This window comes from Flavobacterium hungaricum, assembly GCF_015182285.1.
Classification (GTDB): Bacteria; Bacteroidota; Bacteroidia; order Flavobacteriales; family Flavobacteriaceae; genus Flavobacterium; species Flavobacterium hungaricum.
On the sequence record NZ_PRDM01000004.1, the window covers coordinates 24,506 to 48,878 of the forward strand.

Annotated in this window: 17 protein-coding genes and 1 other RNA gene; 7 read left to right on the forward strand and 11 right to left on the reverse strand. The window is 34.5% G+C overall.

Annotated features, from left to right (window positions below; translation table 11 throughout):
- Positions 1 to 407 precede the first annotated feature (407 nt).
- The 4 genes from C4F50_RS16370 to C4F50_RS16385 all read right to left on the reverse strand — a co-directional run bounded on the left by C4F50_RS16370 (position 408) and on the right by C4F50_RS16385 (position 9,293).
- A complete protein-coding gene (locus C4F50_RS16370) occupies positions 408 to 2,474 on the reverse strand; it encodes a beta-N-acetylhexosaminidase (RefSeq protein WP_194139734.1) in 2,067 nt (688 codons plus the stop codon).
- Positions 2,475 to 2,631: 157 nt separating this feature from the next.
- The gene (gene nagB, locus C4F50_RS16375; RefSeq protein ID WP_194139735.1) at positions 2,632 to 4,569 is read right to left on the reverse strand and encodes a glucosamine-6-phosphate deaminase; all 1,938 of its coding nucleotides are present in this window, start codon (positions 4,567 to 4,569) and stop codon (positions 2,632 to 2,634) included.
- A gap of 105 nt (positions 4,570 to 4,674) precedes the next feature.
- Complete coding sequence (locus C4F50_RS16380; RefSeq protein WP_194139736.1) at positions 4,675 to 6,243, reverse strand: RagB/SusD family nutrient uptake outer membrane protein; 1,569 nt, start codon at positions 6,241 to 6,243, stop codon at positions 4,675 to 4,677.
- Positions 6,244 to 6,254: 11 nt separating this feature from the next.
- Positions 6,255 to 9,293: a SusC/RagA family TonB-linked outer membrane protein gene (locus C4F50_RS16385; protein ID WP_194139737.1), complete on the reverse strand. Its 3,039-nt coding sequence runs from the start codon at positions 9,291 to 9,293 to the stop codon at positions 6,255 to 6,257.
- A gap of 427 nt (positions 9,294 to 9,720) precedes the next feature.
- On the opposite strand from C4F50_RS16385, the gene C4F50_RS16390 reads away from it, so the two are divergent.
- The 3 genes from C4F50_RS16390 (at position 9,721) to C4F50_RS16400 (ending at position 13,113) form a co-directional block, all read left to right on the forward strand.
- Positions 9,721 to 10,773: a sensor histidine kinase gene (locus C4F50_RS16390; RefSeq protein WP_194139738.1), complete on the forward strand. Its 1,053-nt coding sequence runs from the start codon at positions 9,721 to 9,723 to the stop codon at positions 10,771 to 10,773.
- On the forward strand, positions 10,763 to 11,464 hold the full coding sequence (locus tag C4F50_RS16395) for a LytR/AlgR family response regulator transcription factor (RefSeq protein WP_194139739.1): 702 nt from the start codon (positions 10,763 to 10,765) through the stop codon (positions 11,462 to 11,464). Before C4F50_RS16390 ends, C4F50_RS16395 begins: the two co-directional genes overlap by 11 nt.
- Before the next feature lie 179 nt (positions 11,465 to 11,643).
- Positions 11,644 to 13,113 (forward strand): MFS transporter, encoded by a 1,470-nt coding sequence (locus tag C4F50_RS16400; RefSeq protein ID WP_194139740.1) that lies wholly within the window; start codon positions 11,644 to 11,646, stop codon positions 13,111 to 13,113.
- Positions 13,114 to 13,232: 119 nt separating this feature from the next.
- Here the strand turns inward: C4F50_RS16400 and C4F50_RS16405 are convergent, their stop codons facing one another.
- The 5 genes from C4F50_RS16405 to ffs form a co-directional block, all read right to left on the reverse strand.
- The gene (locus C4F50_RS16405; protein ID WP_194139741.1) at positions 13,233 to 13,730 is read right to left on the reverse strand and encodes a hypothetical protein; all 498 of its coding nucleotides are present in this window, start codon (positions 13,728 to 13,730) and stop codon (positions 13,233 to 13,235) included.
- 91 nt (positions 13,731 to 13,821) lie between these two features.
- Entirely contained in the window at positions 13,822 to 14,478 is a 657-nt protein-coding gene (gene fsa / locus C4F50_RS16410) for a fructose-6-phosphate aldolase (protein ID WP_155077919.1), read from the reverse strand.
- A gap of 307 nt (positions 14,479 to 14,785) precedes the next feature.
- Positions 14,786 to 14,992 (reverse strand): hypothetical protein, encoded by a 207-nt coding sequence (locus C4F50_RS16415; RefSeq protein ID WP_194139742.1) that lies wholly within the window; start codon positions 14,990 to 14,992, stop codon positions 14,786 to 14,788.
- A 4-nt stretch (positions 14,993 to 14,996) separates the two neighbouring features.
- On the reverse strand, positions 14,997 to 15,800 hold the full coding sequence (locus tag C4F50_RS16420) for an SDR family oxidoreductase (RefSeq protein WP_194139743.1): 804 nt from the start codon (positions 15,798 to 15,800) through the stop codon (positions 14,997 to 14,999).
- 181 nt (positions 15,801 to 15,981) lie between these two features.
- Positions 15,982 to 16,079: signal recognition particle sRNA small type (ffs, locus tag C4F50_RS16425), an RNA gene on the reverse strand.
- Positions 16,080 to 16,167: 88 nt separating this feature from the next.
- Between ffs and C4F50_RS16430 the strand changes: the two genes are divergently transcribed.
- Complete coding sequence (locus C4F50_RS16430; RefSeq protein WP_194139744.1) at positions 16,168 to 17,220, forward strand: glutaminyl-peptide cyclotransferase; 1,053 nt, start codon at positions 16,168 to 16,170, stop codon at positions 17,218 to 17,220.
- 122 nt (positions 17,221 to 17,342) lie between these two features.
- The gene (gene hutI / locus C4F50_RS16435) at positions 17,343 to 18,581 is read left to right on the forward strand and encodes an imidazolonepropionase (RefSeq protein WP_194139745.1); all 1,239 of its coding nucleotides are present in this window, start codon (positions 17,343 to 17,345) and stop codon (positions 18,579 to 18,581) included.
- A gap of 75 nt (positions 18,582 to 18,656) precedes the next feature.
- Here hutI and C4F50_RS16440 read toward each other — a convergent pair whose 3' ends face one another.
- A complete protein-coding gene (locus C4F50_RS16440) occupies positions 18,657 to 19,535 on the reverse strand; it encodes a hypothetical protein (protein ID WP_194139746.1) in 879 nt (292 codons plus the stop codon).
- A 98-nt stretch (positions 19,536 to 19,633) separates the two neighbouring features.
- On the opposite strand from C4F50_RS16440, the gene C4F50_RS16445 reads away from it, so the two are divergent.
- Both C4F50_RS16445 and C4F50_RS16450 read left to right on the forward strand, forming a co-directional pair.
- The gene (locus C4F50_RS16445; RefSeq protein WP_194139747.1) at positions 19,634 to 20,671 is read left to right on the forward strand and encodes a formimidoylglutamase; all 1,038 of its coding nucleotides are present in this window, start codon (positions 19,634 to 19,636) and stop codon (positions 20,669 to 20,671) included.
- Between the two features lie 136 nt (positions 20,672 to 20,807).
- Positions 20,808 to 22,058 (forward strand): DEAD/DEAH box helicase, encoded by a 1,251-nt coding sequence (locus C4F50_RS16450; protein WP_194139748.1) that lies wholly within the window; start codon positions 20,808 to 20,810, stop codon positions 22,056 to 22,058.
- Here the strand turns inward: C4F50_RS16450 and C4F50_RS16455 are convergent.
- On the reverse strand, positions 22,055 to 24,238 hold the full coding sequence (locus C4F50_RS16455; protein WP_194139749.1) for a response regulator: 2,184 nt from the start codon (positions 24,236 to 24,238) through the stop codon (positions 22,055 to 22,057). The genes C4F50_RS16450 and C4F50_RS16455 overlap by 4 nt on opposite strands.
- Between the last annotated feature and the right edge of the window lie 135 nt (positions 24,239 to 24,373).

A 24,373-nucleotide genomic window follows, 5' to 3' on the forward strand; every position in this document is an offset into this window, starting at 1 on the left:
TAAATACTGCACTTGCCGGAAACTAATTTTTAATTACATTTCTAAATAAATACTACTATTACCAATTCCATAAAACATTAGCAGGCAGTTCGTTATTTATTTAATTTAACTTTAAAGATTCAGTATTAAATTCAATAAGATAAATCTGGGGAAACCTTAATCGTTATAAATACTTTTTTGTCATGTTTACTTTTTTATTCTTCTTATTTTATTTGGTTTTAAGGGTTAATAATTCATTTCATACATCATGTTGTGGAACATATTTTTTATTCTATTTGAAAAAGCATTTTGTGTGACCCGCCATAATTATCTCTACCAGAATTTTCCAATAGAGATAATTTATTATTAACTCTAAATAACAATATGATGGCGATTCAATTACTCAACACTAATCCAAACCTAAATTTTTAAATCAATTTCTTAAGACTTTCGTATACTGATAACTCAACATCGGCATGCTCTTTTGTATTACACAGCTCGATAAGTGTTTTTAAATCTTCTTTTTTTACTGTCGATTTATTGTCCAAAACCAGTAACAATTCCTGCGAAGCATCACTCAATTTTTTGGAAAGAGGTAAAATCGAATGTACCAGCGGCGCATTATTTCCCAGTTCAATTAAGCCCTTATTCACTGCAATCCATTTGGTAAAAAATGCTGTTACTTTGGCTTTGTTTTCTGGTGTTTTTGATTTTAAATACTCATTTACAGCATCATTAAATGCTAAAGAATCTTTTGCATCGGATGTGCAGGCGTCTGCAAAAAGAGTAAACGGTGAATACATTTGATATTCTGTCCCTCCTTTGTTTCTGGTATATCCTTTTAAAGGTTCGCAGACATTGGTGAATTCGTTTAAAGATTTAATATTCTGATTATTAGAAATATTTCTTAAAATAACGGCTTTATTTCTAATGTGAGTCAGCCCTAATTCTTCTAGTCTAAACGAAACGGTTTCTAGACGTTTACGCATGTTTGCTACATCGGTAATATCTTCTGCAGACCACAATCTTTCTGCTATGGCTGCTGTTCTTGGCCAAACTCTAGAATCTATTGTTTCTGGTGTTGCAAGTTCTGTCCACATGGTTGCTTCTCCTCCTAGAATTCTGGCTTTTTCTTCGGCTGTTAAGGTGGCGTCTTTTGGCATTGGATCATTTAAATAATGACTTGCTATCGGATACATTAAATCAATATAATAGCCGTTTGAAAGAACTGTTTTGTATCCTTTTTTCACAGCGTTTACTAACGATTGACCTGCTGCAACTCCTTCGTTTGGACCTCTCCAAGAATGTACAATGGCTTCTTTAGACAAATCTTTGGTCAAAATTTCTTCCCATCCCATTAATTGTTTGCCGTGTTTTTTAAGCATCGGGGCCAATTGCATGGTAAAATACGTCTGCAGTTCGTGATTGGTATTTAACTTATGTTTCTTTTTAAATTCTTGAATCTTAGGGTTTGCATCCCAGTCTTTTCCTTCATTTTCATCTCCCCCAATATGAAAATAAGCGCCTGGGAATAATGGGCAAACCTCATCAAAAATTTCACTTAGAATTTGATAGGTTTTAGGGTTTGAAGGATCTAATGTAGGCGAAAAAATTCCTGCATTTCTTTCAACTCCATAGGTCGCTATTGCTGTACCTTGAATATTTTTTTCGGAAGTTCCTCCGGTAACGGTAATCACTTTGCTGCCAATTTCTGGATAAGCAGTCAAAATCGCGGATCCGTGACCTGGAACATCTATTTCTGGAACAATCAAAATACCGCGCTGATCGGCGTATTTAACGATATTTTTAATTTCTTCCTGTGTGTAATACATCCCGTCTGATGCTAATTCGATCAGTCTCGGATGTTTTTTCATTTCGATTCTCCAGCCTTGATCGTCAACCAAATGCCAGTGAAAAACATTCATTTTCATAGCAGCCAATCCATCAATGTTTCTTTTAATCACATCAATCGGCTGAAAATGTCTAGAAGCGTCAATCATTAATCCTCTCCAGGTAAAACGAGGAAAGTCGGAAATCTGAGATACTGGAAAATAAAATGAATTTGAATTGTTTTGAAGCAGCTGCAACAATGTTTCTAAACCATGCAAAGCGCCTAAATCACTAGAAGCGTTAAGCGTGATTTTATTGGATTTTATATCTAAATGATAACTTTCGTCTTCGTACAAACCAATTTTTCCGCTTTTGGTACAATTGATTTGAAGTGATGCGTCGGGAAATTCATTTAATTTGGTTATAAAACCCTGCTCGAAAAAAATACCTGTTCTACCATCTAAACGGCGCAAAAAACGAGTTACTCCTCCAAAAATTCTTGAATTCGGATTTCCGGTAATGTTTACTTTAAAGTTTTTATTTAAAGCAAAATTACCTTCGTTTATAACAACATTCTGAGGCCAAGGCATAAGGTTGAGCTGCTCTTTTGTGATTTGAGCACCAGCAGTTACACCCGCTAATAGTAGTACAAATAAATATTTCATTTTTTAGTTTTTTGTAAAATAGCATCCTCGCGGTACTATCTGTAATTAGAAATAGAAACAAAACCCAGAAAGACTTCTATTGAACCTCACTCTCGCATAAAATCGATCTGAATTTTGCTATTGATCCGGTTAAAAACCGAATCGTAAAAAAATAACTTTAATAGTCAAAACGCTTAAAAGCTTCAATGGCCTCGTATTCTGCAAGACCTAACTCGTCGTAAAGAACGGCTGTGTTTTTATTTCTGTCTTCGGCTCTAACCCAGAATTCTCTGGAATCATTTCCTTGAAACATCACTCTGTCTTTTTGAGATTGGTGGTATAAAATCGCATGACGTTTTAGCAATACTTCTGATGGAGAAAGCGGTACTGCCATGTCGATTTCGTGAATATCCCATTCGTGCCACGCGCCTCTGTAAAGCCATAACCAGCAGTCGTCCATGTACTTTTCTGTTTTTAGCTCTCCCATTGCGGCAAAAATGGCATTGAGACAAACTTCGTGCGTACCGTGCGGATCGGCCAAATCTCCTGCAGCAAAAACCTGATGCGGTTTGATTGTGGCAATAATATTTTTCACAATTGCAATATCTTCTGGTCCTAACGGATTTTTCTTTACCTGTCCGGTTTCGTAAAACGGAAGGTCTAAGAAATGTGTATTTTCATCTTTCAACCCGATATAGCGAGTTGCTGCGTAAGATTCTCTTCTTCTGATCAATCCTTTTAGTTTTCTAACTTCTAAAGAATCGATTTGGTTTTCTGATTTATTGTTTAAAAATGTAATTACTTCTTTAAAATTAATATCTGCTGCTTCTTTACCTATAAAATCACTTGCAACCTCAGCAAACTTTAATGCTTCATCATCTGTAACGGCAATATTTCCAGAAGTCTGGTATACTACATGAACATCATGTCCTTGTTTGATTAATTTTGAAAAAGTCCCCCCCATAGAAATCACATCATCATCGGGATGCGGGCTGAAAAGAATGACTCTCTTTTTTGCCGGATTGGCTCTTTCTGGTCGATGAGAATCATCGGTATTGGGTTTTCCTCCTGGCCAGCCGGTAATAGTATGCTGCAGAATATTAAACATATTGATGTTCATATCATATGCAGAACCTTCCTGAGCCAGCAAGTCGGACATTCCGTTATTATTGTAATCTCTGTCTGTTAATTTTAAAATAGATTGTTTTGTTTTCTGGCATAACCAAACAATGGCTTTGCTTTTTAATTCTGGTGTCCAAAGACATTCTCCCACCAGCCAAGGCGTTTTGAAACGTGTTAATTCTGACGCTGCAGACTGGTCTAATACAAATGTTGCATTAGAATGATTCTGCAGGAAAGTAGCAGGAACCTCTGAGGTGATTTCGCCCTGAATGGTTCTTTTAATAATTTCGGCTTTATTCTGTCCCCAAGCCATCAATACAATACGTTTTGACCTCATAATAGTCGAAACGCCCATTGTAATAGCTCTTTTAGGAACATTATCGATCCCGTTAAAATCAGACGAAGCATCTACTCTCGTGATATGATCCAGCGTGATGATTCTCGTTCCCGAATTAATGTGAGAACCTGGTTCGTTAAAACCTACGTGTCCCGTACGCCCAATTCCTAAAAGCTGAAAATCAAGACCGCCTGCATTTTTAATATTCATTTCATAATCAATGCAATATTGATTCAGTTCTTCGAGAGCGATAGTTCCGTCAGGAATATTAACATTTTCAGGTTTAATATCAATATGATTAAAAAGATGCTGATGCATGAAATAGTGATAGCTCTGATTGTTCTCTTTGGTCATCGGATAATATTCATCCAGATTAAAAGTGATTACATTGCTAAAACTTAGACCTTCCTCTTTGTGCATTCGAACCAATTCTTCGTACACCTTAATTGGCGAAGAACCCGTTGCAAGACCCAAAACACATGATTTACCTTTTTCTTGTTTAGATCTAATCAGCTGCGCAATTTCCTGTGCTACTATTATAGAAGCTTCTGCAGAACTTTTGAAAATTTCGTTGTGGATTTTTTCAAATCTTGTTTCTTCAAATTTCCCTGCACTCTTGTAGCTGATGTCAGGTTTAATTTCTAAAGCACTTTTCATTTTCTTTTTTTTTGAAGTCATTACCATTTTGGTTAAAGAATAGTATAGACAGCTTTCGCCGCCTATACCCTCTTACTAACCAAACTTAAATTCTATTGTTTTTTTTTAGAAGTTTGCTTTATCAACATCCCACCAAAGTCTGGTAGCTCCGTTATCAGGACCGCCAAGGACTGCAACTCCAGACTCAACTCCTTTAGGATTGTTTGATGCCTCAGATTGTGCAAATGGAAGTCTTCTTACTCCTAAAGCAGTACTGATGATACCACCGCTTTTATTATTTGTGATTCTAAACAATTTAGGGTAACCTGTTCTTCTATACTCAGACCATGCTTCTTGTCCATCAGGATAGGTAGCAATCCATTTTTGCGTGATGATTTTTTCTAAATTGATTTCGTTTGTAGCTCCCCAGGCAACTGTAACTTTAGAAACTGCTGGTGCATTATTTACTGCATTGATAGGATCAACATAATCTTTTGCTACTTTAACATCATCTGCGATGTAAGCTGCTGCACCCTCAACACCATTTTGCTCAAACGACGCTCTAATACCTGCTTCATATAAATCTTTTGCAGTACCATTCATGTTCCATCCTCTTAAAGCTCCTTCTGATCTTAAGAAATATACCTCAGCAGTTGACATCCAAGTAACTTCTCCAGTTCTTGTTCTATCTCCAGTTCTAGAAAAATTAGCGTAAGTTGAAGGCGTTGGGTATACAATACCAGTTCTTACACCTCTATATTCACCAGCAACTTGTTCAGAAGGTTCCCAATATTTTGCCATTCTAGGATCTTCATATCCTCCTAAAATAGATTCCATATCAGCTCCCATATTTAGACCAACCCAAACATGGCTCATTACATCAATTACATTTAAATCTAATGGTGATTTAATTTTTATAAGATCTGCGTTTAGTTTAAAGACACCAATAGGCTGGCTTACTGCTTTTTCAGCTTCTGTTTTTGCTAATGCAGGATTTACTTTAGCAATACGAATTGCTAATCTCAGACGAAGTGAGTTTGCATATTTTACCCATTGCGCATAACTTCCAGCATAATTTGACTGATCCGTTTCAGTAAATTTAGAAACTTCCCCGTCAGCTACTCTTTTAGACAAATCTGTAACTGCAAAATCTAAATCTTTAAACATTTGAGTATAAATCTGTTCTTGCGAATCATAAGTAGCCAAACCTTCACCACCAAATTTAGAATATACCGCTGGTCCGTACATGTCTGTGATACGCTGCATAGTTGCCACTTTTATGATAAGTGACCATGCATAAAACTGATCGTATTTTCCTTTTGCTCTCTGCTCAACTTTAAACAAGTTTGCAATGATATTTACATACGCATCATCCCAAGCATAACCATTCCAGTTTGGATTTAAGTTGTAATTATGGTTATTGATACCTCCAAACTCATTTGGACTTGTCATATATCCTGACCATCCATCTGCCTGTAAACTTTGCTGTAATTGATACTGCCAGGTAACATCTGATATATAAAGTCTAGTAAAGGCAGGCTTAATTAAACTTTTTATATTGTTAAAATTTTGTTCCAAATCCGGTGTAGTTGCTCCTACAGGATTTTGGTTTATGTCCTCAAAATTATCTGTACAACCAAAAGCTGCAAGAAGAGAGAAGCATATTGCTGTTCTTTTTAATATATTTAATGTCATGATTGTAAAGATTAGAATGTTAAGTTTAAATTAAGACCAATACTTCTTGTTGACGGCATTCCGAATACATCAACACCTTGTAAACCTTCACCTGTACTTAGCGCCACATTTGGATCAAATGGAGCATCTTTATAAATAAAGAATAAATTTCTAGCAATTAAAGAGATTGTAGCTGTTTGAACAAAAGGTAATTTTGCTTTATTGAATGTATATCCAACAGAAATCTCTCTAACACTTACATTTGTAGCATCATAAATATATTGGCTGCTAACTCCGTTTCTTCCTGAAGTATTTGTGTAATATGTATAAGGATCCATTGAAGTTACTGGTGTTCCGTCACTAGCTTTAACACCATTAAGACTTACAGCTCCAGCATTTCTAGCATCACCTGTTGCTTTAGAAACACCATTAAAATCATTGATTGCCTGCGTTAAACTAAGTACTTCTCCGCCAAAACGTCCGTCCAATAAAATGTTTGCAGTAAATGCTCCAATTTTGAATGTATTAGACCATCCTAACATAAAATCAGGATTTGCATTTCCGATTTCTTTCCAGTCTGTTCTTTGTAATGTATTATCATCATTAACTAAGATTCTTCCTTGGTCATCTTTTTTAAAGTCAAAACCTTCGATTACACCAAATGGTCTTCCTTCAATTAATGAATATCTGTAAGAGTTAGAACCTGGATCAGTAAGAACGATTCTTCCGCCTGTTGATTCTGAAGGAATATCATTTACTCTACTCTTATTTTGTGAAAAGTTAACTCTTGTATCCCAATTGAATTTTTCACCTCTAATAATATCACCTGATAAAACAATCTCAAATCCTTTGTTAGAAATACTACCAGCATTAATAGCATAAAAAGTATATCCGTTAGCATTTGTAGATTCTGCAGGAACTTGAAGAAATTGGTTTTTTGTTTCTGAAGTATAATAAGACAATTCAAAACCTAGTCTGTTATTAAAAAATCTCCACTCAGTACCAAGCTCTAATTCCGATTTTAACTCATTTTTTAAACTTGTTCCTGGTTTTGGTCCTACCGTAGGGTTTACGTTATTTCCTGCAACAATACTAGATGTAGGACTTGTAATTGAAGCCGCAATATCATTACCAACTTTAGCATATGTAGCACGAACTTTACCATAGTTAATAAATTCTGGCATAGTCGCCATTTCGCTAAGAATTGCAGTGGCACCAATAGAAGGATAGAAATATCCTGGATCTTGTGTATTTACCAGTGTAGATGACCAATCATTTCTTGCTGCAAGATCTAAGAATAAATAATCTTTGTAACCAAAAGTAGTAGCCGCAAATACTGACTGAACTTCTCTTGCAGATCCTGTTTGAACATTTCCGTTATTACTTACAAAGTTTCCAAGCGTAAAGATATTGTCATAAACTAAACCGCCTCCAATACCAGAATCGATTGTTAATCCAGTAACTTTAGAATGATTGATACTAGTACCTAAAGTACCATTAAAGCTAAAGTTTTCAGAAAATTTAGTATTAATTAAAGCAATTAAGTCAGCATAATTTTGAGTACCGATCAAATTTGCATTGATATATCTTCCTGTTGGATGTACAATTGAGCTTGCAGAAGTTGCGTACATTCTTTTTTGGAAATTACTTTCGTTTCTATTGTAGCTGTATCTTGAAGTTAAGTGAAACCACTCTGCTATTTTATAATCTAAAGCAATTGCTCCGTTAAAGAAATTATTTTGATCTACAGATTTTTGTTTGTTAATCTGCCAATATGGGTTTTCATTACTTTCGTTTACAGCGGCAAACCCTGGGTAATTTTGCTGCATCATGTTTTTTACAGGATCAAAAACTTCATATGTTTTTAAATCATTAAGAGAAAATGCTCTTGGATGACTGTATACACCAGCGATTGGGTTAAAATACAAACCATTTGTTGGTCTGTTATTGATTGTCTGAGTAACATAATTTGCTGTAACAGCAACACTTAATTTATCTTTGAAGAATTTGCTTGTCTGACGAATTCCAAAGTTGTTTTTCTTTAAATGATTTCCTGGAACTATACCATTAGAATCTGTATTTGCATAACTTAAAGCTGTAGATGCCCCATCTGTAGCTTTAGAAAAAGTCATCGATGTAATCTGCGTATTACCTACTTCAAAAAAGTCTTTTATATCTTTATCTGATTCTACTTTTTGTTTTGCTCCCCAGCTTCTTGGATCTCCAGCATTAGAAGTATAATCTGATTGAAATTCTGGAAGATAAGCAGCGCTTTCAAATGTTGTTACTGAGTTAACATTAAATGATTCTGCTCCAGCTTTCGCTTTTTTAGAAGATAATAAAATTACCCCGTTTGCTCCCTGAGAACCGTATAATACAGAAGCAGCAGCACCTTTAAGAACTGTCATTCCTTCGTAATCATCAGGGTTAATTAAAGATATTACATCTCCACCATCTTTATTACCACCATTCAAATCTCCAAAAGTTCCGTTTGGCTGTCCAGAACCTCCATTGTATAATGGAATACCGTCAATAACATATAATGGCTGATTGTTTACAAATGATGAATTACCACGAATAGTAACTTTTGTAGTTCCTCCCGCTCCAGACGAACTTCTCGTTACGGCAACACCAGCAATTTTACCCGCTACTGTATTAATAAGGTTGGCATCTTTTACACGAGTTAATTCTTCTCCTTTAAGTTCTTGTGCTGCATATGCTAATGATTTTTTTGTCTTTTTAATACCTAATGAAGTAACTACAACCTCATTTAAAGCATTTGAAGCTCCTTGAACTAATTTTACATTAATAGTAGAACCATCTCCTACAACTATTGACTGCGTCTCCAGCCCTACATATGTAAAAACTAAAGTCTGCCCTTTTTGAACTTCAATTGAATACAATCCATCAAAATCGGTACTTGTACCTTTTTGACCTCCTTGTACAGCAACAGATGCCCCTGGCAATGGCATTCCGTCAGAATCCGTAATCACACCTTTGACATTTTTTACTTGAGCAAGCGAAACTTGCGCAGTAAAAACAATCATAAAGATTAAGAAAATTTTTTTCATGTTTATTTTATTTTGTTAGTTATGAGGTAAAATTATTCTTAAGACATTGTTAAAAAAAATAAATTAAACCAACAGCCTAAAATTTTAAACGAACGACATGAATTATTCAATAATGCGTTTTACGAAAACGTTTTTCGATTCACAAACAATAGCATTTCTATTAATTTCATCAATAAAAAACACTAAAAAACTCATTTTACCTAATTATTATTAAAGTATATTGCTTGATCAATAAGCTTATAAGACTGAGAAGCTTAAACCATTCAATAATACGCTACACGAAAACGTTTTACTTATGAAATAATTTATTTTTTCACTTTTTTATCGTTTTTTTATTCAAAAGAATTGTCACTTTGCAACTAATTGTTTAAAGTTGCATAAAAATTACAATCACACAAAAACAGCAATAATCTCACATTTTTATTAATTGAAAGAAATTAAAAAAGTTAAGTTTGATATAAAACTGCAAAACCACCTTTGGTTTTGGGGCAGTTACTTTACATTAAACTTTCTTAGGTGGGGAGCTTACTTTAATGATTATCCGTATTCCTTCAAATCGAACTTAATAGAGTTTTCACTTCATGTACCTTTGGTTTACTTCAACCTTTTTGTTTTAGTTCCAAAATATGTTTTAAAACAAAAATATTTTCAATATACCATCGCACTGCTATTAAGTCTGTTTGGGGTTTATTTATTAAAGACTGCTCTTACCTACTATATTGTATCCGAAAATATCTGGCCAGAAGCCAATCGCGAATACCACCCGTTCGAGATTAATCATATTGTCGCAGTCTGCATTGGCGAATTGTACGTTCTGGCCATGGCTTCTTCTGTTTACTTGACATTAACATGGCTGCGAGAAAGGGAGCGAAACAGATCTTTACGAGAAAACCAGTTCAAAATCAAATTAAAATACCTGGAAAACCAGATTCAGCCGCATTTTTTCTTTAATACCTTAAATAATCTGTACGCGCTTTCTTTAGAATCTTCTAATAAAGTTCCCGACGTCATCATCAAACTTTCCAATTTGATGGAATATGTATTGTATGATGTTAAAGGAACCAAATTTGTTCCTTTATTAAAAGAAATCGATTATATTCAAAACTATATCGAAATCGAAAAACTGCGATTTGAAAATGTAGAAGTTACCATAAATCTCGAATCGAATATTGAAGACGTATCGGTACCGCCTTTAATTTTTATTTCATTGGTAGAGAATGCTTTTAAACACGGGAGTTTAAACAATAAGAATCTTAAAATAAAGATCAACTGCAAAGTTATTGACAATCAAACCCTAGACTTTGAAATCTTAAATAATTTCGTAATTTCACAATATCAAAATCCAAAAAGCGGCATTGGTTTGAGAAATACCAAAAAACGACTAAAACTGATTTACAAAAGCGATTTTAGTCTCAAACAAACTACCAAACTAAATTTTTACATAATCCGTTTACAAATACCTATCCATAATGAAGATTAAATGCGTTATAGTTGATGATGAACCACTGGCTATCAAAGTCCTGCAAAATTACTTTACTAATTTTACAGATTTTGAAATAGTAGGAACATTCAATAATTCACTAGAAGCTCTTGATTTCATCAACACTGCAAATGTTGACGCTGTTTTCTTAGACATCAACATGCCCATGATGACCGGATTTGAACTTATTAGTTTGATAGAAAACAAAACCAAAGTGATTATAACTACCGCTTTTAGAGAATTTGCCGCCGAAAGTTACGATCTAGACGTTTTAGATTATTTGGTAAAACCAATACCACTTCCTCGATTTATAAAATGCATCAACAAAATTACTACCGAATACAATCTTAAAAACAATATCAAAGTAGAAACCGCCAAAGGTGATTCGCATATTTTTATCAAAGTCGATAAAAAAATGATGAAGATTAATATTGAAGAAATTTTGTTTGTTGAAGGAATGAAAGAATACATAAAAGTAGTAACACCAGACAAAACCTATATTACCCATAAATCACTCACTTCGTTATCAGAAGAACTTCCTTCCGATCGTTTTTTACGCATCCATAAATCTTTTGTAATTGCCTTGAATAAAGTAAAATCTATCGAAGGAAACCGAATCCAGATCCAATCTTATACCATTCCGATAGGCCGAAACTACAGCAAAGAAGTCAAAAACAAGATATTGGAATAATACAATTACGAAATCCGTTTTCTAAAGTGGTTAAAATTAACACTTTGTTGAAAAAATAGTGTCGTTGGTATAAATTTAACATTATTTATACCTTTTTATTTTTTTTTACTAATCGTAAGAAATATATTTACGGTCTTCAAAAAACAGAAATATAAAAAAAAATTAACCTCATCATTATTATGACTTCAGAAAATGTACAAACCAAGTGGGGACAATTTATCTCGTTGATAATTGTTTTCTTCTTTTGGGGATTTGTTGGTTCTGCCAATGATATCCTGATTCCAGTATTCAAAAAAGTATTTACGTTATCGCAAGTACAATCACAATTAGTAGCATGGGCCTTCTATGCAGCGTACTTTGTAGGATCTATCATATTCTTCATCGTTTCTCTTAAAGTAGACGTTTTACAAAAATACGGCTACAAAAAAACATTATCTGCCGGATTAATTTTATCTGCAGTAGGATCGTTCTTATTCGTTCCAGCAGCTACAATCCAAAGTTTCCCTTTCTTTTTAACTGCTTTATTTACAGTAGGATTAGGATTCTCAATCCAACAAATTGTTGCCAATCCGTTAGCGATTAAAATGGGAAGTCCAGAAACTGGAGCACACCGTTTGACCCTTGCAGGAGGAATCAACTCTTTTGGTACAACAATCGGAGCTATTTTACTTGGTATCGCTTTGTTCGGAATGGGCGACGATAAAAAAACAGCACTTTCTTTAGAAGATATCAAACTGCCTTTCATTATTTTAGGTCTTGCTTTTATCGTTGTTGCGGTTTTCATGAATTTTTCTAAAATCGAAAACCCTGCAAAAGAGGAAGAAGCTGTAATTAAAGAAAAACACAGTAAATTCAATATTTTAGACTACCCGCAATTATACTTAGGAATGTTAGGTATCTTTATTTATGTTGGAACAGAAGTTACCATCATTAGTAATTTACCTGCCTTATTACACACAAGCGAATTCGGAAACGTTCTTGAAGACGCTATTGCGCCATTTATCGCTCTTTACTGGGGAAGTTTAATGATCGGCCGCTGGAATGGCGGTGCAAACGTATTCAACACTTCAAACTTAGTAAATACAGCTCTTAAATTTATTGTTCCTGCAGTAGCTTTTGGAGTAATTATTGGAGCTAATATCTTTGCAGCACACGACGTTTCTTCATTCTACATTTATCCAATTTGGATTCTGCTATTCATTGCAGTAAGTTTTGTAGGAGGTAAAAATGCTGGAAAAACTTTAATGCTTTTCGGAATCTCAGGATTAGTAATGATGATTTTAGGATTAGTGTGGCCAGATCCGCAAATCGCTAAATTCTTCTTTATTTCTGGCGGACTATTCTTATCGATCATGTGGCCTTCAATCTTCGATTTAGCGATCGCAGGTTTAGGAAAAAACACCGGAAAAGCATCTTCTTTCTTAATCATGATGATTCTTGGAGGTGGTGTAATCCCACTTATCCAAGGAAGTATTTGTGACTTAGACGCAACAAATCCAGACGGAATTTTCGGAATCACATATACACACTTCTCTTATATCGTGCCACTTCTAGGTTTTGCCTATTTAGGATTCTACGGCTTCTACTGCCCAAAAATCTTAAAAAGACAAGGTATTAGCCACATAGAAAGTGCTGGTGGAGGACACTAAGATTTAAAAAATTCCAATATAAGAAAAATCCAAATTCCAATTTTAATAACGGAATTTGGATTTTTTTTATTCAAAAAAAATAAACCTTAGAATCTTACCAACTCAGAACCTCAGCCTCTTTACTTGGCATTAATAACATTACTCAAGTTCTTTTTAAAAACAGCTTTATTCTGCGCAGAAATCGTATAAACTACATCTTTGTCCGCATGCACTATAATTTTATCAATATTGGCATCTAAAAGCGCTTTAGGATCTTTAATTTTCAACGTACAGGCACCATCAAAAAAACCATCGTCTTCTATCGTCTTTCTAGCCTTCAATACCGTACCATCACTCAAAACCGCAGCAATAGTCATTTCACTATTCAAGGTCTTCGAATAAAATCCATCCATAACCAGCAGTAACCTATACGAGTTTTTCATTTCAGGTCCCTTAAACTCGTGGCGTGTGATATTGTATCGCAGTCCCTTGGCCAGCGTTTGAAATTTAACCGAACAATCCAATTCATACGTCGCTACATCCCCAGCCTCATTTACCGAAGTAATTACTTTTGCAGCTTGGGCAGTTATCGAAAAACTAGCAGCAAAAAAAGACAGCATTACCAATATCACTTTCATAATCAATAGTTTAAGATTGATATAAAAGTAAAAAAAAATCGCCTTTTCTCGTTAGAAAAAAGACGATTTTAATTTTATAAGTATCTCAGGATTACTTATTTCCTTTCTCAAAGTCAGCTACGAACTGCGCTAAACCAATATCAGTTAAAGGATGTTTCAACAATCCGTAAATTGCAGAAAGAGGTCCAGTCATAACATCAGCACCAATTTTAGCACAATTTACAATATGCATCGTGTGACGTACAGAAGCAGCCAAAATTTGAGTCTCATAACCATAGTTATCGTAGATTTCTCTAATTTCCTGAATCAAGTTCAAACCATCTGTAGAAACATCATCCAAACGACCAATAAAAGGAGAAACATAAGTTGCACCTGCTTTTGCAGCCAGCAAAGCCTGTCCAGCAGAGAAAACAAGCGTTACGTTTGTTTTAATTCCTTTATCAGAAAAATATTTAGCAGCCATTACACCTTCTTTCGTCATCGGTAATTTTACTACGATTTGGTCATGTAATTCAGCCAGCTCCTCACCTTCTTTAACCATTCCGTCAAAATCAAGGGCATTAACTTCAGCACTTACATCACCTTCTACAAGATTGCAAATATCAACATAATGCTTCAAGATGTTGTTTTTTCCGGTAATACCTTCTTTTGCCATCAATGACGGGTTAGTTGTTACACCATCCAAAACACCTAAAGCCTGTGCTTCTTTAATTTGAGCTAAATTAGCTGTGTCAATAAAAAATTTCATAATTTATATTATTTAAATTGTGTTGATAAACTGGGCGTGACCAGATTTATAAAAGGCGCACTCAACAAAACGATTATGAGCGCCTTTTTCAAATCTGGTCGGGCTATCCGCACTACTTCGGTAGTCTGCTTCTATCCCTCACGCAAATTTAGCTGCAAAATTACAAAATCAATATCAATAACAATTTCAAAAACAAAATCAATTTGCAAATTCTACTAAAATTCACAAAATAAATAGTAAACAATAAATTTACTTTCAATCTTAAAAATAGGTCCTATTGTTTCAAATACAGCTAAAACATAATCATTTATAAGTTTCCAGAAGATTTTTTCTTGTTTAATTCTTTTAACTCATCTCTAATCTCTTGAAGAACTGTAAGCATTTCTTCTTTCTGAATTTCAGAGTTATTAATCTTATCACTTAAAGCACTCACAATTCTGCGAATTACAAACCAAATAACCAAAAAAATTAAAACCGCAAAAATAGCAGGCACAAACTCTATAATCTTATCCATAGCGTTACAATTTATAATGATTCATAAGCATCTTCTCGTACATCTTATCCGGAAGTGCGCGTTTTAAAACAATTGAGAACTTCTGCATAAAAGCCCCGACTTTATAATGCACATTTGGTTTTTGAGTCTGAATGATTTTATAAACAGCTTCTGCCATTTCATTCGGATTACTTCCTGCATCTACATGATCATTCATCGTAGCCAAAATACCTCCATATACTTTTTCGTAAGCAGAATCCTTAACAACTGGAGCATGATAACGGCCGGCAGCAATATTAGTCGCAAAATCGCCTGGCGCAACATTCGTAATTTCAATTCCAAAAGACTTCACTTCCATTCGCAGCGCTTCTGTAATCAATTCTAAAGCTCCTTTTGAAGCCGAATAAACGCTTCTGTACGGCAATCCCATATAGCCCGCAATTGACGTAATATTAATAATAAGTCCCGATTGCTGTGCACGCATTTGCGGCAGAACCGCTTTCATTACCTCAATTGGTCCAAAAAAATTAGTTTCAAAATTATTTCTGATTTCTTCTGTCGGAATTTCTTCTAAAGGTCCTGTAATACCAACACCCGCATTATTAATCACAATATCCAATCTTCCAGAAGTTTCGATAACCTTTGCAACCGCACTTTTGATAGATTCGACGTTACGAACATCTAAAGCAACAAGCGGAAAAACAGAATTTAAAACTTTTTCAGGATTTCTGCTCGTTCCATACACCACAAAACCTTTTTGATGCAAAAATTCCCCAATAGATTTTCCGATTCCAGATGAACCGCCTGTAATTAAAACGACTTTACTCATTTTTTATTAGTTATAAGTTATAGGTTATGAGTTATATTTTTTTTTCAATTGGTCTTATTTTGAGCCGCATACAAAGCATTTACCCTTAACTTTTAACCAATGACTTCTAACTTCAATTAGGGTAAAAATAAAAAAATCCTCCCGAAGGAAGACTACTTTTATACAAATTCTAAAAAATAAAAAATGGCAAGCGACCTACATCGCACCGCTCAACCACGTACCCTTGCTATGTTCCCATCCTGGGGGAGTCTGCAGGAGCTGGTCGTGTAGGACTTGCCGGTGCAAATATACAACCTTTTTATATTTTTGCAAGAACTTTGTAGCTATAAAAATATCATCGTATATTGGCTTATTCAAATTTTTAACCATGAAAACATATAACTTCCTATCTGTCATTTTATTAGGAATCACATTAATCGGATGCGGAGAAAAAAATAAAGGCGAAAATTCTTTATTTACTATTGATGATAGTGCTTTTCCGGCTCATTTTACGCAAAAAGAACCGCTTACAATTGGAATTTTAAACCCAAAATCGAAAGAAATCGACAGCGTTGCGTACTTCATAAACGATCAAAGAGTTGGAAGCACAAAAGGTGCAAAAGATTTTAGATTTGAATTAATCGATCAAAAATTAGGTTATCAATATCTAAAAGCAACCGTTTATTTTGGTGACGATTCCTCTGATGCAACAAAAAGAATTGAACTCGTTTCGGATATTGAACCAAAACTTTTAAAATATAAAGTTGTAAATACCTTTTCTCACGACAAAAAAGCTTTTACAGAAGGTTTAGAGTTTTACAATGATACTTTGTACGAAAGTACAGGTCAGGAAGGTGCTTCTTTCATTAAAAAATACGATTATAAAACTGGAAAAGTTTTTAAACAAATCGACTTAGACCAGCAGTATTTTGGAGAAGGAATCACTTTTGTAAACGGAAAATTATTTCAGTTAACTTATAAAAACAAAAAAGGATTTATCTACGATGCTAAAACATTAAAACTTGAAAAAACGTTTGATTTTGAGAAAGACATCGAAGGCTGGGGAATGACAAATGACGGCAAAAACATTTATCAAACAGATGGAACTGAAAAAATCTGGAAAGTTGACCCTGCTAATCAAAAAATGATCGACTATGTTAACGTTTATTCAGGAAGTTCAAAAATCAAAGCGGTAAATGAAATTGAGTGGATTAATGGAAAAATTTACGCTAACATTTGGTTTAAAGATGCTATTGCAGTTGTAAATCCAAATTCTGGCGCAGTTGAGCAAATTCTTGATTTATCTGGCTTAAGAAAAACAATGACTGACATTACAACAGACGATGTTCTTAACGGAATTGCTTACAACCCAAAAACCAAAACCATTTTTGTAACAGGAAAAAACTGGAGTAAAATGTTCGAAATTACCGTTTCAGAATAGGAAAAGTAAAAAAAAAAATAAAAACTCAAATTTCACAGATTTCACGGATTAGTTCGTGATAATTTGTGACTCGAACGAAGTGAATAGGCGAAGCAAATTTGTATTTTATAACAATATCAATAATGACAACATTAATTACCAACATACAAGAACTGCTTCAGGTTCGCGAAACTTCAATCGCTAAAGTTTCAGGAGCCGAAATGGCAGAACTTCCTACCATTAAAAATGCTTTTTTATTTCTAAAAGACGGTCTTATAGAAGATTTTGGATCAATGGAAAATCTCCCTAAAATTAACGCCGACAAGATTATAGATGCGACAGGTAAAGTCGTTCTTCCTTCTTGGTGCGACAGTCATACGCATATTGTATATGCAGGCAATCGCGAGCAGGAATTTGTGGATCGTATTAACGGATTATCTTATGAAGAAATCGCCAGCCGCGGCGGCGGTATTTTAAATTCAGCCAAAAAACTCAACGACAGTACCGAAGAAGAAATCTACGAACAGTCTAAAATACGTCTTGAAGAAGTAATGCGTTTAGGAACGGGCGCCGTAGAAATAAAATCAGGCTACGGATTAACGGTTGACGGCGAGCTGAAAATACTCCGTGTAATTAAAAAGTTAGCAGAAAACTATCCCATAACTATAAAAGCTACTTTTTTGGGAGCACATGCTTTTCCATTGCATTACAAAGAAAACAAAGCTGGTTATCTTGATGAAATCATCAATGAAATGCTGCCCGAAATTGCCAAAAACAACCTGGCCGATTATGTAGATGTATTTTGCGAAAGCGGTTATTTTTCTGTAGAAGAAACTGAAAAAATTATGGAAGCTGGACTGGCTTTTGACTTGAAACCAAAAATCCACGTCAATCAATTCAATTCTATTGGCGGTATTCAGGCTGGGGTTAAATTTAATGCCCTTTCTGTTGATCATCTTGAAATTATGACAGCAGAAGATATTGAAGCTTTAAAAAACTCAGAAACAATGCCTGTAGCACTGCCTTCTTGTTCTTATTTCTTAAGCATACCGTACACACCCGCCCGCGAAATGATTCAAGCAGGTTTACCTATAGCCTTAGCAACCGATTTTAATCCCGGCTCTACTCCATCTGGAAATATGAATTTTGTAGTGGCAACGGCCTGTATTAAAATGAAAATGACTCCCGAAGAAGCCATAAATGCAGCAACAATAAACGGCGCTTATGCAATGGGACTTTCAGAAACCCACGGAAGTATCACAAAAGGCAAAAAAGCCAATATAATCCTCACAAAGCCTGTTTCATCTTATTATCAAATTCCGTACGCGTTTGGAAGCAATTTAATAGATACCGTTTTCATTGAAGGAAAAATTCTTAATTAAAAACAACCATAAAAAAAGGTCTGTGAGAAAATCACAGACCTTTAATATCTTAGTGGTATTATGCCCTTTGGCCGATTATCTTAAACTGAAACTAGTTTTAGATACTAATTCATCATTATCAAATACATTGATAAAATAAGTTCCTTTAGCAAAGTCTTTTCCAGGAAGATCCTGTACAACATTTACCGATTTGTTTTCGTACTGTACTGTAGTTTTAAAGCTGTATGTTAAAGAATTCTCTCCAAAGCTTTCCGTTTTCTTATCTCCTAAAACATTGTTTTTAGCATCGATAACTTGTACATAATATGTTTTATCACCAGATTTAGCAATTTGGTTTTCAGCAATTGTAAAGCTGATTTTTAAAACATCTGCACGGCTAGCTTTATCAGTTTCAACTTGTTTTCCAGAGCTTTTCAATTTGTAAGCAGCTGTTTTAGTATTCAAAACTGATAATTTAGAACCTTTTTCAACTGTTTTTGCCAACTCTTCGTTTTGACCAACTAAAACTTCATTGTATTTTTTAGATTCTCCTAAAACTACAATTGTACTGTCTCTTTGAGTAGTTAAAACACCATTTTGTTTTTTCAACTCATCATTTTCTGCAACCAAAGTTTTCATTTTGCTTTGCATTGCCTGTACTTGAGATCTGTATTTAGAAACATCTCCTTTAGATTTGTTTAAATCGTCCATCAAAGCTACAACTTTATCTCTTTCCTGAATTAATTCGTCAGACATTGACGTATTTTCAGCGATTGCAGCATCATAAGTGGCTTTTAACTCCTGCAAATCTTTCATAACAGATTCTTTCTCTGTTAAGGTTGTTGTCAATTCTGTTTTTGTAACATCAGAATCTGATGACAATTTAAAAATATACACTAAACTACCAATTAGTAGGACTGCTAAAACTGCGATTACCGCTTTTAGACTTGAATTGTTGTTCTTTGGGTTTTCCATATTTAAATAATTTTCTTTAAAAACAAATTTAAGAATTAATATAAGGTAATAACGTAAGTTTCTACAATTATATTATTTTTGAAGAATAAATTTTTTTCATGGAGAAATTAACGCGTTTTACTATAAATGATTTAGCGAAGGTAACCAATCACAGAAGCGGTGAGATCAAGTTTGGAGAAAAAATGATTGTCATTCCCGCTGGAGCTGACATCGTTAATTTTCTAAAAGAAAGTGAAGCTAAATACGTACTTTTAGGAATTCCCGAAGATATCGGCGTACGCGCCAACTACGGAAGACCCGGAGCCGCTTCTGCCTGGCAGAGTGCGATAAAGAGTATTGCTAATATTCAGCACAACCGTTTTTCTAAAGGAAGCCAGATTATTGTATTGGGGCATATTAATGTCGCACAAGAAATGCGCGATGTTGAAAACCTTGATTTTAATGATATTGACGATCGTTCCAAATTAAGCCAGTTAGTCGAAAAAATAGACAAAGAAGTTTCTCATATTATTTTCACTATTATTAAAGCCGGCAAAACACCTATCATAATCGGAGGCGGTCATAATAACGCTTACGGAAATATAAAAGGTGCCGCTTTAGCGAAAGGAAAGCCTGTAAATGCAGTAAATTTTGATGCGCACTCAGATTTTAGAATTCTAGAAGGCCGTCATAGCGGCAACGGATTTTCTTATGCTTACGAAGAAGGTTTTTTAAAGAAATACTTTATTTTTGGACTGCATGAAAATTATACTTCAAAAAGCGTTTTAGACATCATTAAAAAGCTCGAAGATCGTGTACGCTACAATACTTACGACAGCGTAAACATCCGAAAAGAAAAAGATTTTAACCGTGAAATGATTACGGCACTGGATTTTATAAAAAATGATGCTTTTGGAATCGAAATTGACTTAGACGCCATTCCAAATATTGCCAGCAGCGCCATGACAATCAGCGGGTTTTCTGTAGAAGAATTGAGACAATTTGTGTCTTTTTTCGGCGAACACAAAAATGCCGCTTATCTGCACATTTGCGAAGGCGCACCCGATTTAGACAATGCTCCCAACAATAATTTGATTGGTAAATTAATCGGGTACCTGGTAACCGATTTTATTAAGGCCAATATCGAAAAAGACTAATTCTATCCCTTGTGTTTTTCTCTCTAAATTTGGCATTTGCTAAATAAAAGTCAATTAAAACAAACGATTGATCGAATAAACCTATCTTTGCACAGCATTTTGGTATTTTAAACCAAAATGCTTTAATACCTAAGATATGTTATTCGAAGATCTATCACTTTCAAAAAGTATACAAAAAGCCGTATTTGAAGAAGGCTATTTAAACCCTACTCCAATTCAAGAAAAATCAATTCCGATTGTTCTTTCCGGCCGTGATTTAATCGGCTGCGCACAAACTGGAACAGGAAAAACAGCGGCTTTTGCTATTCCAATTATACATCAATTACACCGCATTGTCGGTTCGTCAAAAAAGGCCAAACAAATACGTGCATTAGTAGTTACGCCAACGCGCGAATTAGCCGTTCAAATAGGCCAGAGTTTTGATACTTATGCTAAATATACCAATTTAACGCAGCTTACTATTTTTGGCGGTGTTTCTCAGAACCCGCAGGTTGATGCGCTAAAAAACGGCGTTGATATTCTGGTTGCAACTCCGGGACGTCTGCTGGATTTACACAAACAAGGTTTTCTTGATTTTAATCATCTGCACACTTTAGTACTAGATGAAGCCGATCAAATGCTGGACATGGGTTTTATAAACGATGTTAAAAAGATTGTAAAACTAACGCCAAAAAACAGACAAACACTGCTTTTCTCTGCTACGATGCCTATTGCGATACGCGAATTGGCAGAAATGTTCCTGCAGGATCCAGAAAAAGTAGAAGTATCTCCTGTTTCTTCTACAGCAGAAAATGTAGAACAGCGTATTTATTTTGTTGACAAAACAGAAAAAAGAAACCTGCTTTATCATTTAATCAAAGAAGAAAATTTATCAAACGTACTGGTATTCTCAAGAACAAAACACGGTGCTGATAATGTTGTAAAAGCACTTCGTAAAAAAGACATTCCAGCAGAAGCAATTCACGGAGACAAATCTCAAAATGCGAGACAACGTGTTTTGGATGCTTTTAAAAATAAAGAAGTAGGCGTTTTGGTCGCTACTGATATTGCAGCAAGAGGAATTGACATCGAACAGCTGCCGTATGTTATTAACTTTGATCTGCCAAATATTCCCGAAACTTATGTTCACCGTATTGGAAGAACGGGCCGCGCCGGAAATGGCGGTATTGCAATTTCTTTTTGCGGTAAAGACGAACTTCCGTATTGGAAAGACATTCAGAAATTAATAAAAGTTGACGTAAAAACGATAGCAGACCATCCGTATCAATGGCATTCTGGAAGTCCAGAAGCAGGAGATCCGAAGCCTAAAAATTCTAACAGAAGCGGCGGTGCTCATAAATCGAGAAAATCAAGTGCTTCTAAACAAAACAAAAAACGCTGGTATTAAACAGCGTTTTTTTCGTTTATTAAGTAATTGATTATTTTAAAGAGTTTTACAGGCTCAAAGGGTTTTATAATAATATCATTGATTCCAGACGAAATGGCTTCATCGGTAATTTCGTCTTTATCAAAAGCAGTCAACGCAACCACAGGCGTTTCTATCCCCATTAAACGAATTCTTTTTGTGGTTTCAAACCCATTCATTAACGGCATATTAATATCCATTAAAATCATGTCAAACACTTCTGTTTCCAAGATTCTAAGAGCCGCAAATCCGTCATCGACAACTTTACAATTATAATTATTCTTTTCGATAATCTTTTTGGTTACCAGCTGATTGATCAAATTATCTTCAACCACCAGAATATTATAGATTTCACTAGAGGTCAAATCCACTTCAATTTCGTTTATAATGTTTTTTGTTTTGGCCAAATCATGCTCGAACGGAATAACAAATGTAAATGAAGTGCCTTTTCCGAGATCGCTGTCAAGTGTAATTACACTTCCAAAAAGCCCTAACAATCTTTTTACAATGCTAAGTCCCAATCCTGTTCCTTGATAATCCTCATCCTTACGCCCTACCTGAACAAATTTCTCAAAAATTTTCCCTTGATCAATAATCGCAATACCCACGCCATTATCTTTTATCAAAAAGTCTAAGAAATTCATTTTTCCTTCTACTTTTATCAATTTTATTACGATTTCAACTTCACCGTCTTTTGTAAACTTTAATGCATTGCTCACTAAATTCATTAAAATTTGTGACAGCCTAAGTTTATCCCCAATCAGATATTCGGGAATATTAGGATCAATATCAATAGAAATTTTATTGTTATTTTTCTTCGAAAGAAACGAAAGAGAATTTTTAATAACCGTAATTTCATCTGAAATATTAAAAGTCAAATTCTCTAAAACTACTTTATTTTCTTCGATTTTATTAATTTGAAGAATATCATTTACTAAAGACAATAAATAGCGGGCAGAAAACTTAAGGGAACTCAAATGCTGGCTTCTGGATAATTCTTTATGTTCTTCTAACAACATGTTCGTAATCCCCACAACTCCATAAAGCGGTGTACGCAATTCATGGCTTATAGTCGAAATAAATTGTGTTTTAAGCAGCGAAGCTTCTTCTGCAATTTCTTTTGCTTCTAGAAGCTCTAAATTGTGTTTTTTCTTAAATCGAATGTTCTGAATTAAAGTAATAATTAAAAAGAGCAGAATAAACGAAATCAAAACAAATAATATTACGATAATACGTGATTTTTTAAGACTCTGAGACTGGCTCGTTTTCTCGTTCTCTATTTTATCAATCTGTCTTTTATACTCGTCCAGCTCCAGATTAAATCCGGCAGCTGAGGCTTTTTTTATCTTTTCCTGACTGTACAGCTTTTCTGTAATTTTATTAAACAGCACCAAGTTTTCATAGGCTTCTTTATACCTTTCAACTTTCGTCAAAAATTTAGAATATTCCAGGTGTGCGTACGACAAATCCGATTCTTCGTCACTATTTCTTCCAGCTTCAATTGCTTTTAAGTAATAATCATCTGCCTTCGTATTCTGACCGCAGTAATTAGAATACATTCCGTTCAGCATATTATAGACAATTTCCGTCGACTTGTCTCCATACTTTTCAACATTATTGCCTACAAATTTTAAATACGGATAACCTTCTTCAAATCTGCCGACATCAAAATAAGCCCAGGCCATATTTACATTAGTAAAATAAATCTGGCTCAAATTATTAAGTTTAAAACTATAGGCAATCGATTTTTTATAGCAGTTGATCCCTCTGTCAAATTGCTTTTTTTCGAAACAATAAATATTCCCTAAATTATTATATAAGCTGTATTTAATAGAATCGTTCTCTGTTTTATTGGCATAATAAAGCGCTTTTTGATAAAAGAAAAGTGCTTTATCAAATTCTGAAAGTTCGTTAAAATTACCTGCTATAATTTTATACGACTTTGCAATCAAGGCGTTATTTTTGGCCGCTACAGCATGATTTAAAGCGACACGGGAAGTAATTAGTGATTTTTCGAAATTAGACTCCTTATAATAGTCCCAAGCCTGTTGTGTAAGTTTTTTAATCTGATTTTCTGAAACAGAGTCAGACTGCCCTAATACCGAATTGAAACCACAAATCAGTAAGGTTAACAGGTAAAAAAAAATCCGTTTTTGGGGCATTAGCGGCTAGTTTCGCCAAATATACACTTTAAAATAAAGAAAAGCTGCATTTCAAAAAAAAATGCAGCTTTTCTAATTTTTTTGTTCAACTCTTTAACTCAGTAAAAACCAAGACAATGAGTTAAATCAAGATAT

Excerpts from the sequence above, each read along its gene's own strand:
- C4F50_RS16420 (WP_194139743.1), bottom strand. The coding sequence starts at position 15,800 with ATGAGTAAAGTCGTTTTAATTACAGGCGGTTCATCTGGAATCGGAAAA.
- hutI (WP_194139745.1), top strand. The coding sequence starts at position 17,343 with ATGACAACATTAATTACCAACATACAAGAACTGCTTCAGGTTCGCGAA.
- C4F50_RS16400 (WP_194139740.1), top strand. The coding sequence starts at position 11,644 with ATGACTTCAGAAAATGTACAAACCAAGTGGGGACAATTTATCTCGTTG.
- C4F50_RS16450 (WP_194139748.1), top strand. The coding sequence starts at position 20,808 with ATGTTATTCGAAGATCTATCACTTTCAAAAAGTATACAAAAAGCCGTA.
- fsa (WP_155077919.1), bottom strand. The coding sequence starts at position 14,478 with ATGAAATTTTTTATTGACACAGCTAATTTAGCTCAAATTAAAGAAGCA.
- C4F50_RS16370 (WP_194139734.1), bottom strand. The coding sequence starts at position 2,474 with ATGAAATATTTATTTGTACTACTATTAGCGGGTGTAACTGCTGGTGCT.
- C4F50_RS16380 (WP_194139736.1), bottom strand. The coding sequence starts at position 6,243 with ATGACATTAAATATATTAAAAAGAACAGCAATATGCTTCTCTCTTCTT.
- C4F50_RS16430 (WP_194139744.1), top strand. The coding sequence starts at position 16,168 with ATGAAAACATATAACTTCCTATCTGTCATTTTATTAGGAATCACATTA.
- C4F50_RS16395 (WP_194139739.1), top strand. The coding sequence starts at position 10,763 with ATGAAGATTAAATGCGTTATAGTTGATGATGAACCACTGGCTATCAAA.
- C4F50_RS16385 (WP_194139737.1), bottom strand. The coding sequence starts at position 9,293 with ATGAAAAAAATTTTCTTAATCTTTATGATTGTTTTTACTGCGCAAGTT.
- C4F50_RS16445 (WP_194139747.1), top strand. The coding sequence starts at position 19,634 with ATGGAGAAATTAACGCGTTTTACTATAAATGATTTAGCGAAGGTAACC.
- C4F50_RS16455 (WP_194139749.1), bottom strand. The coding sequence starts at position 24,238 with ATGCCCCAAAAACGGATTTTTTTTTACCTGTTAACCTTACTGATTTGT.
- C4F50_RS16440 (WP_194139746.1), bottom strand. The coding sequence starts at position 19,535 with ATGGAAAACCCAAAGAACAACAATTCAAGTCTAAAAGCGGTAATCGCA.
- nagB (WP_194139735.1), bottom strand. The coding sequence starts at position 4,569 with ATGAAAAGTGCTTTAGAAATTAAACCTGACATCAGCTACAAGAGTGCA.
- C4F50_RS16415 (WP_194139742.1), bottom strand. The coding sequence starts at position 14,992 with ATGGATAAGATTATAGAGTTTGTGCCTGCTATTTTTGCGGTTTTAATT.
- C4F50_RS16405 (WP_194139741.1), bottom strand. The coding sequence starts at position 13,730 with ATGAAAGTGATATTGGTAATGCTGTCTTTTTTTGCTGCTAGTTTTTCG.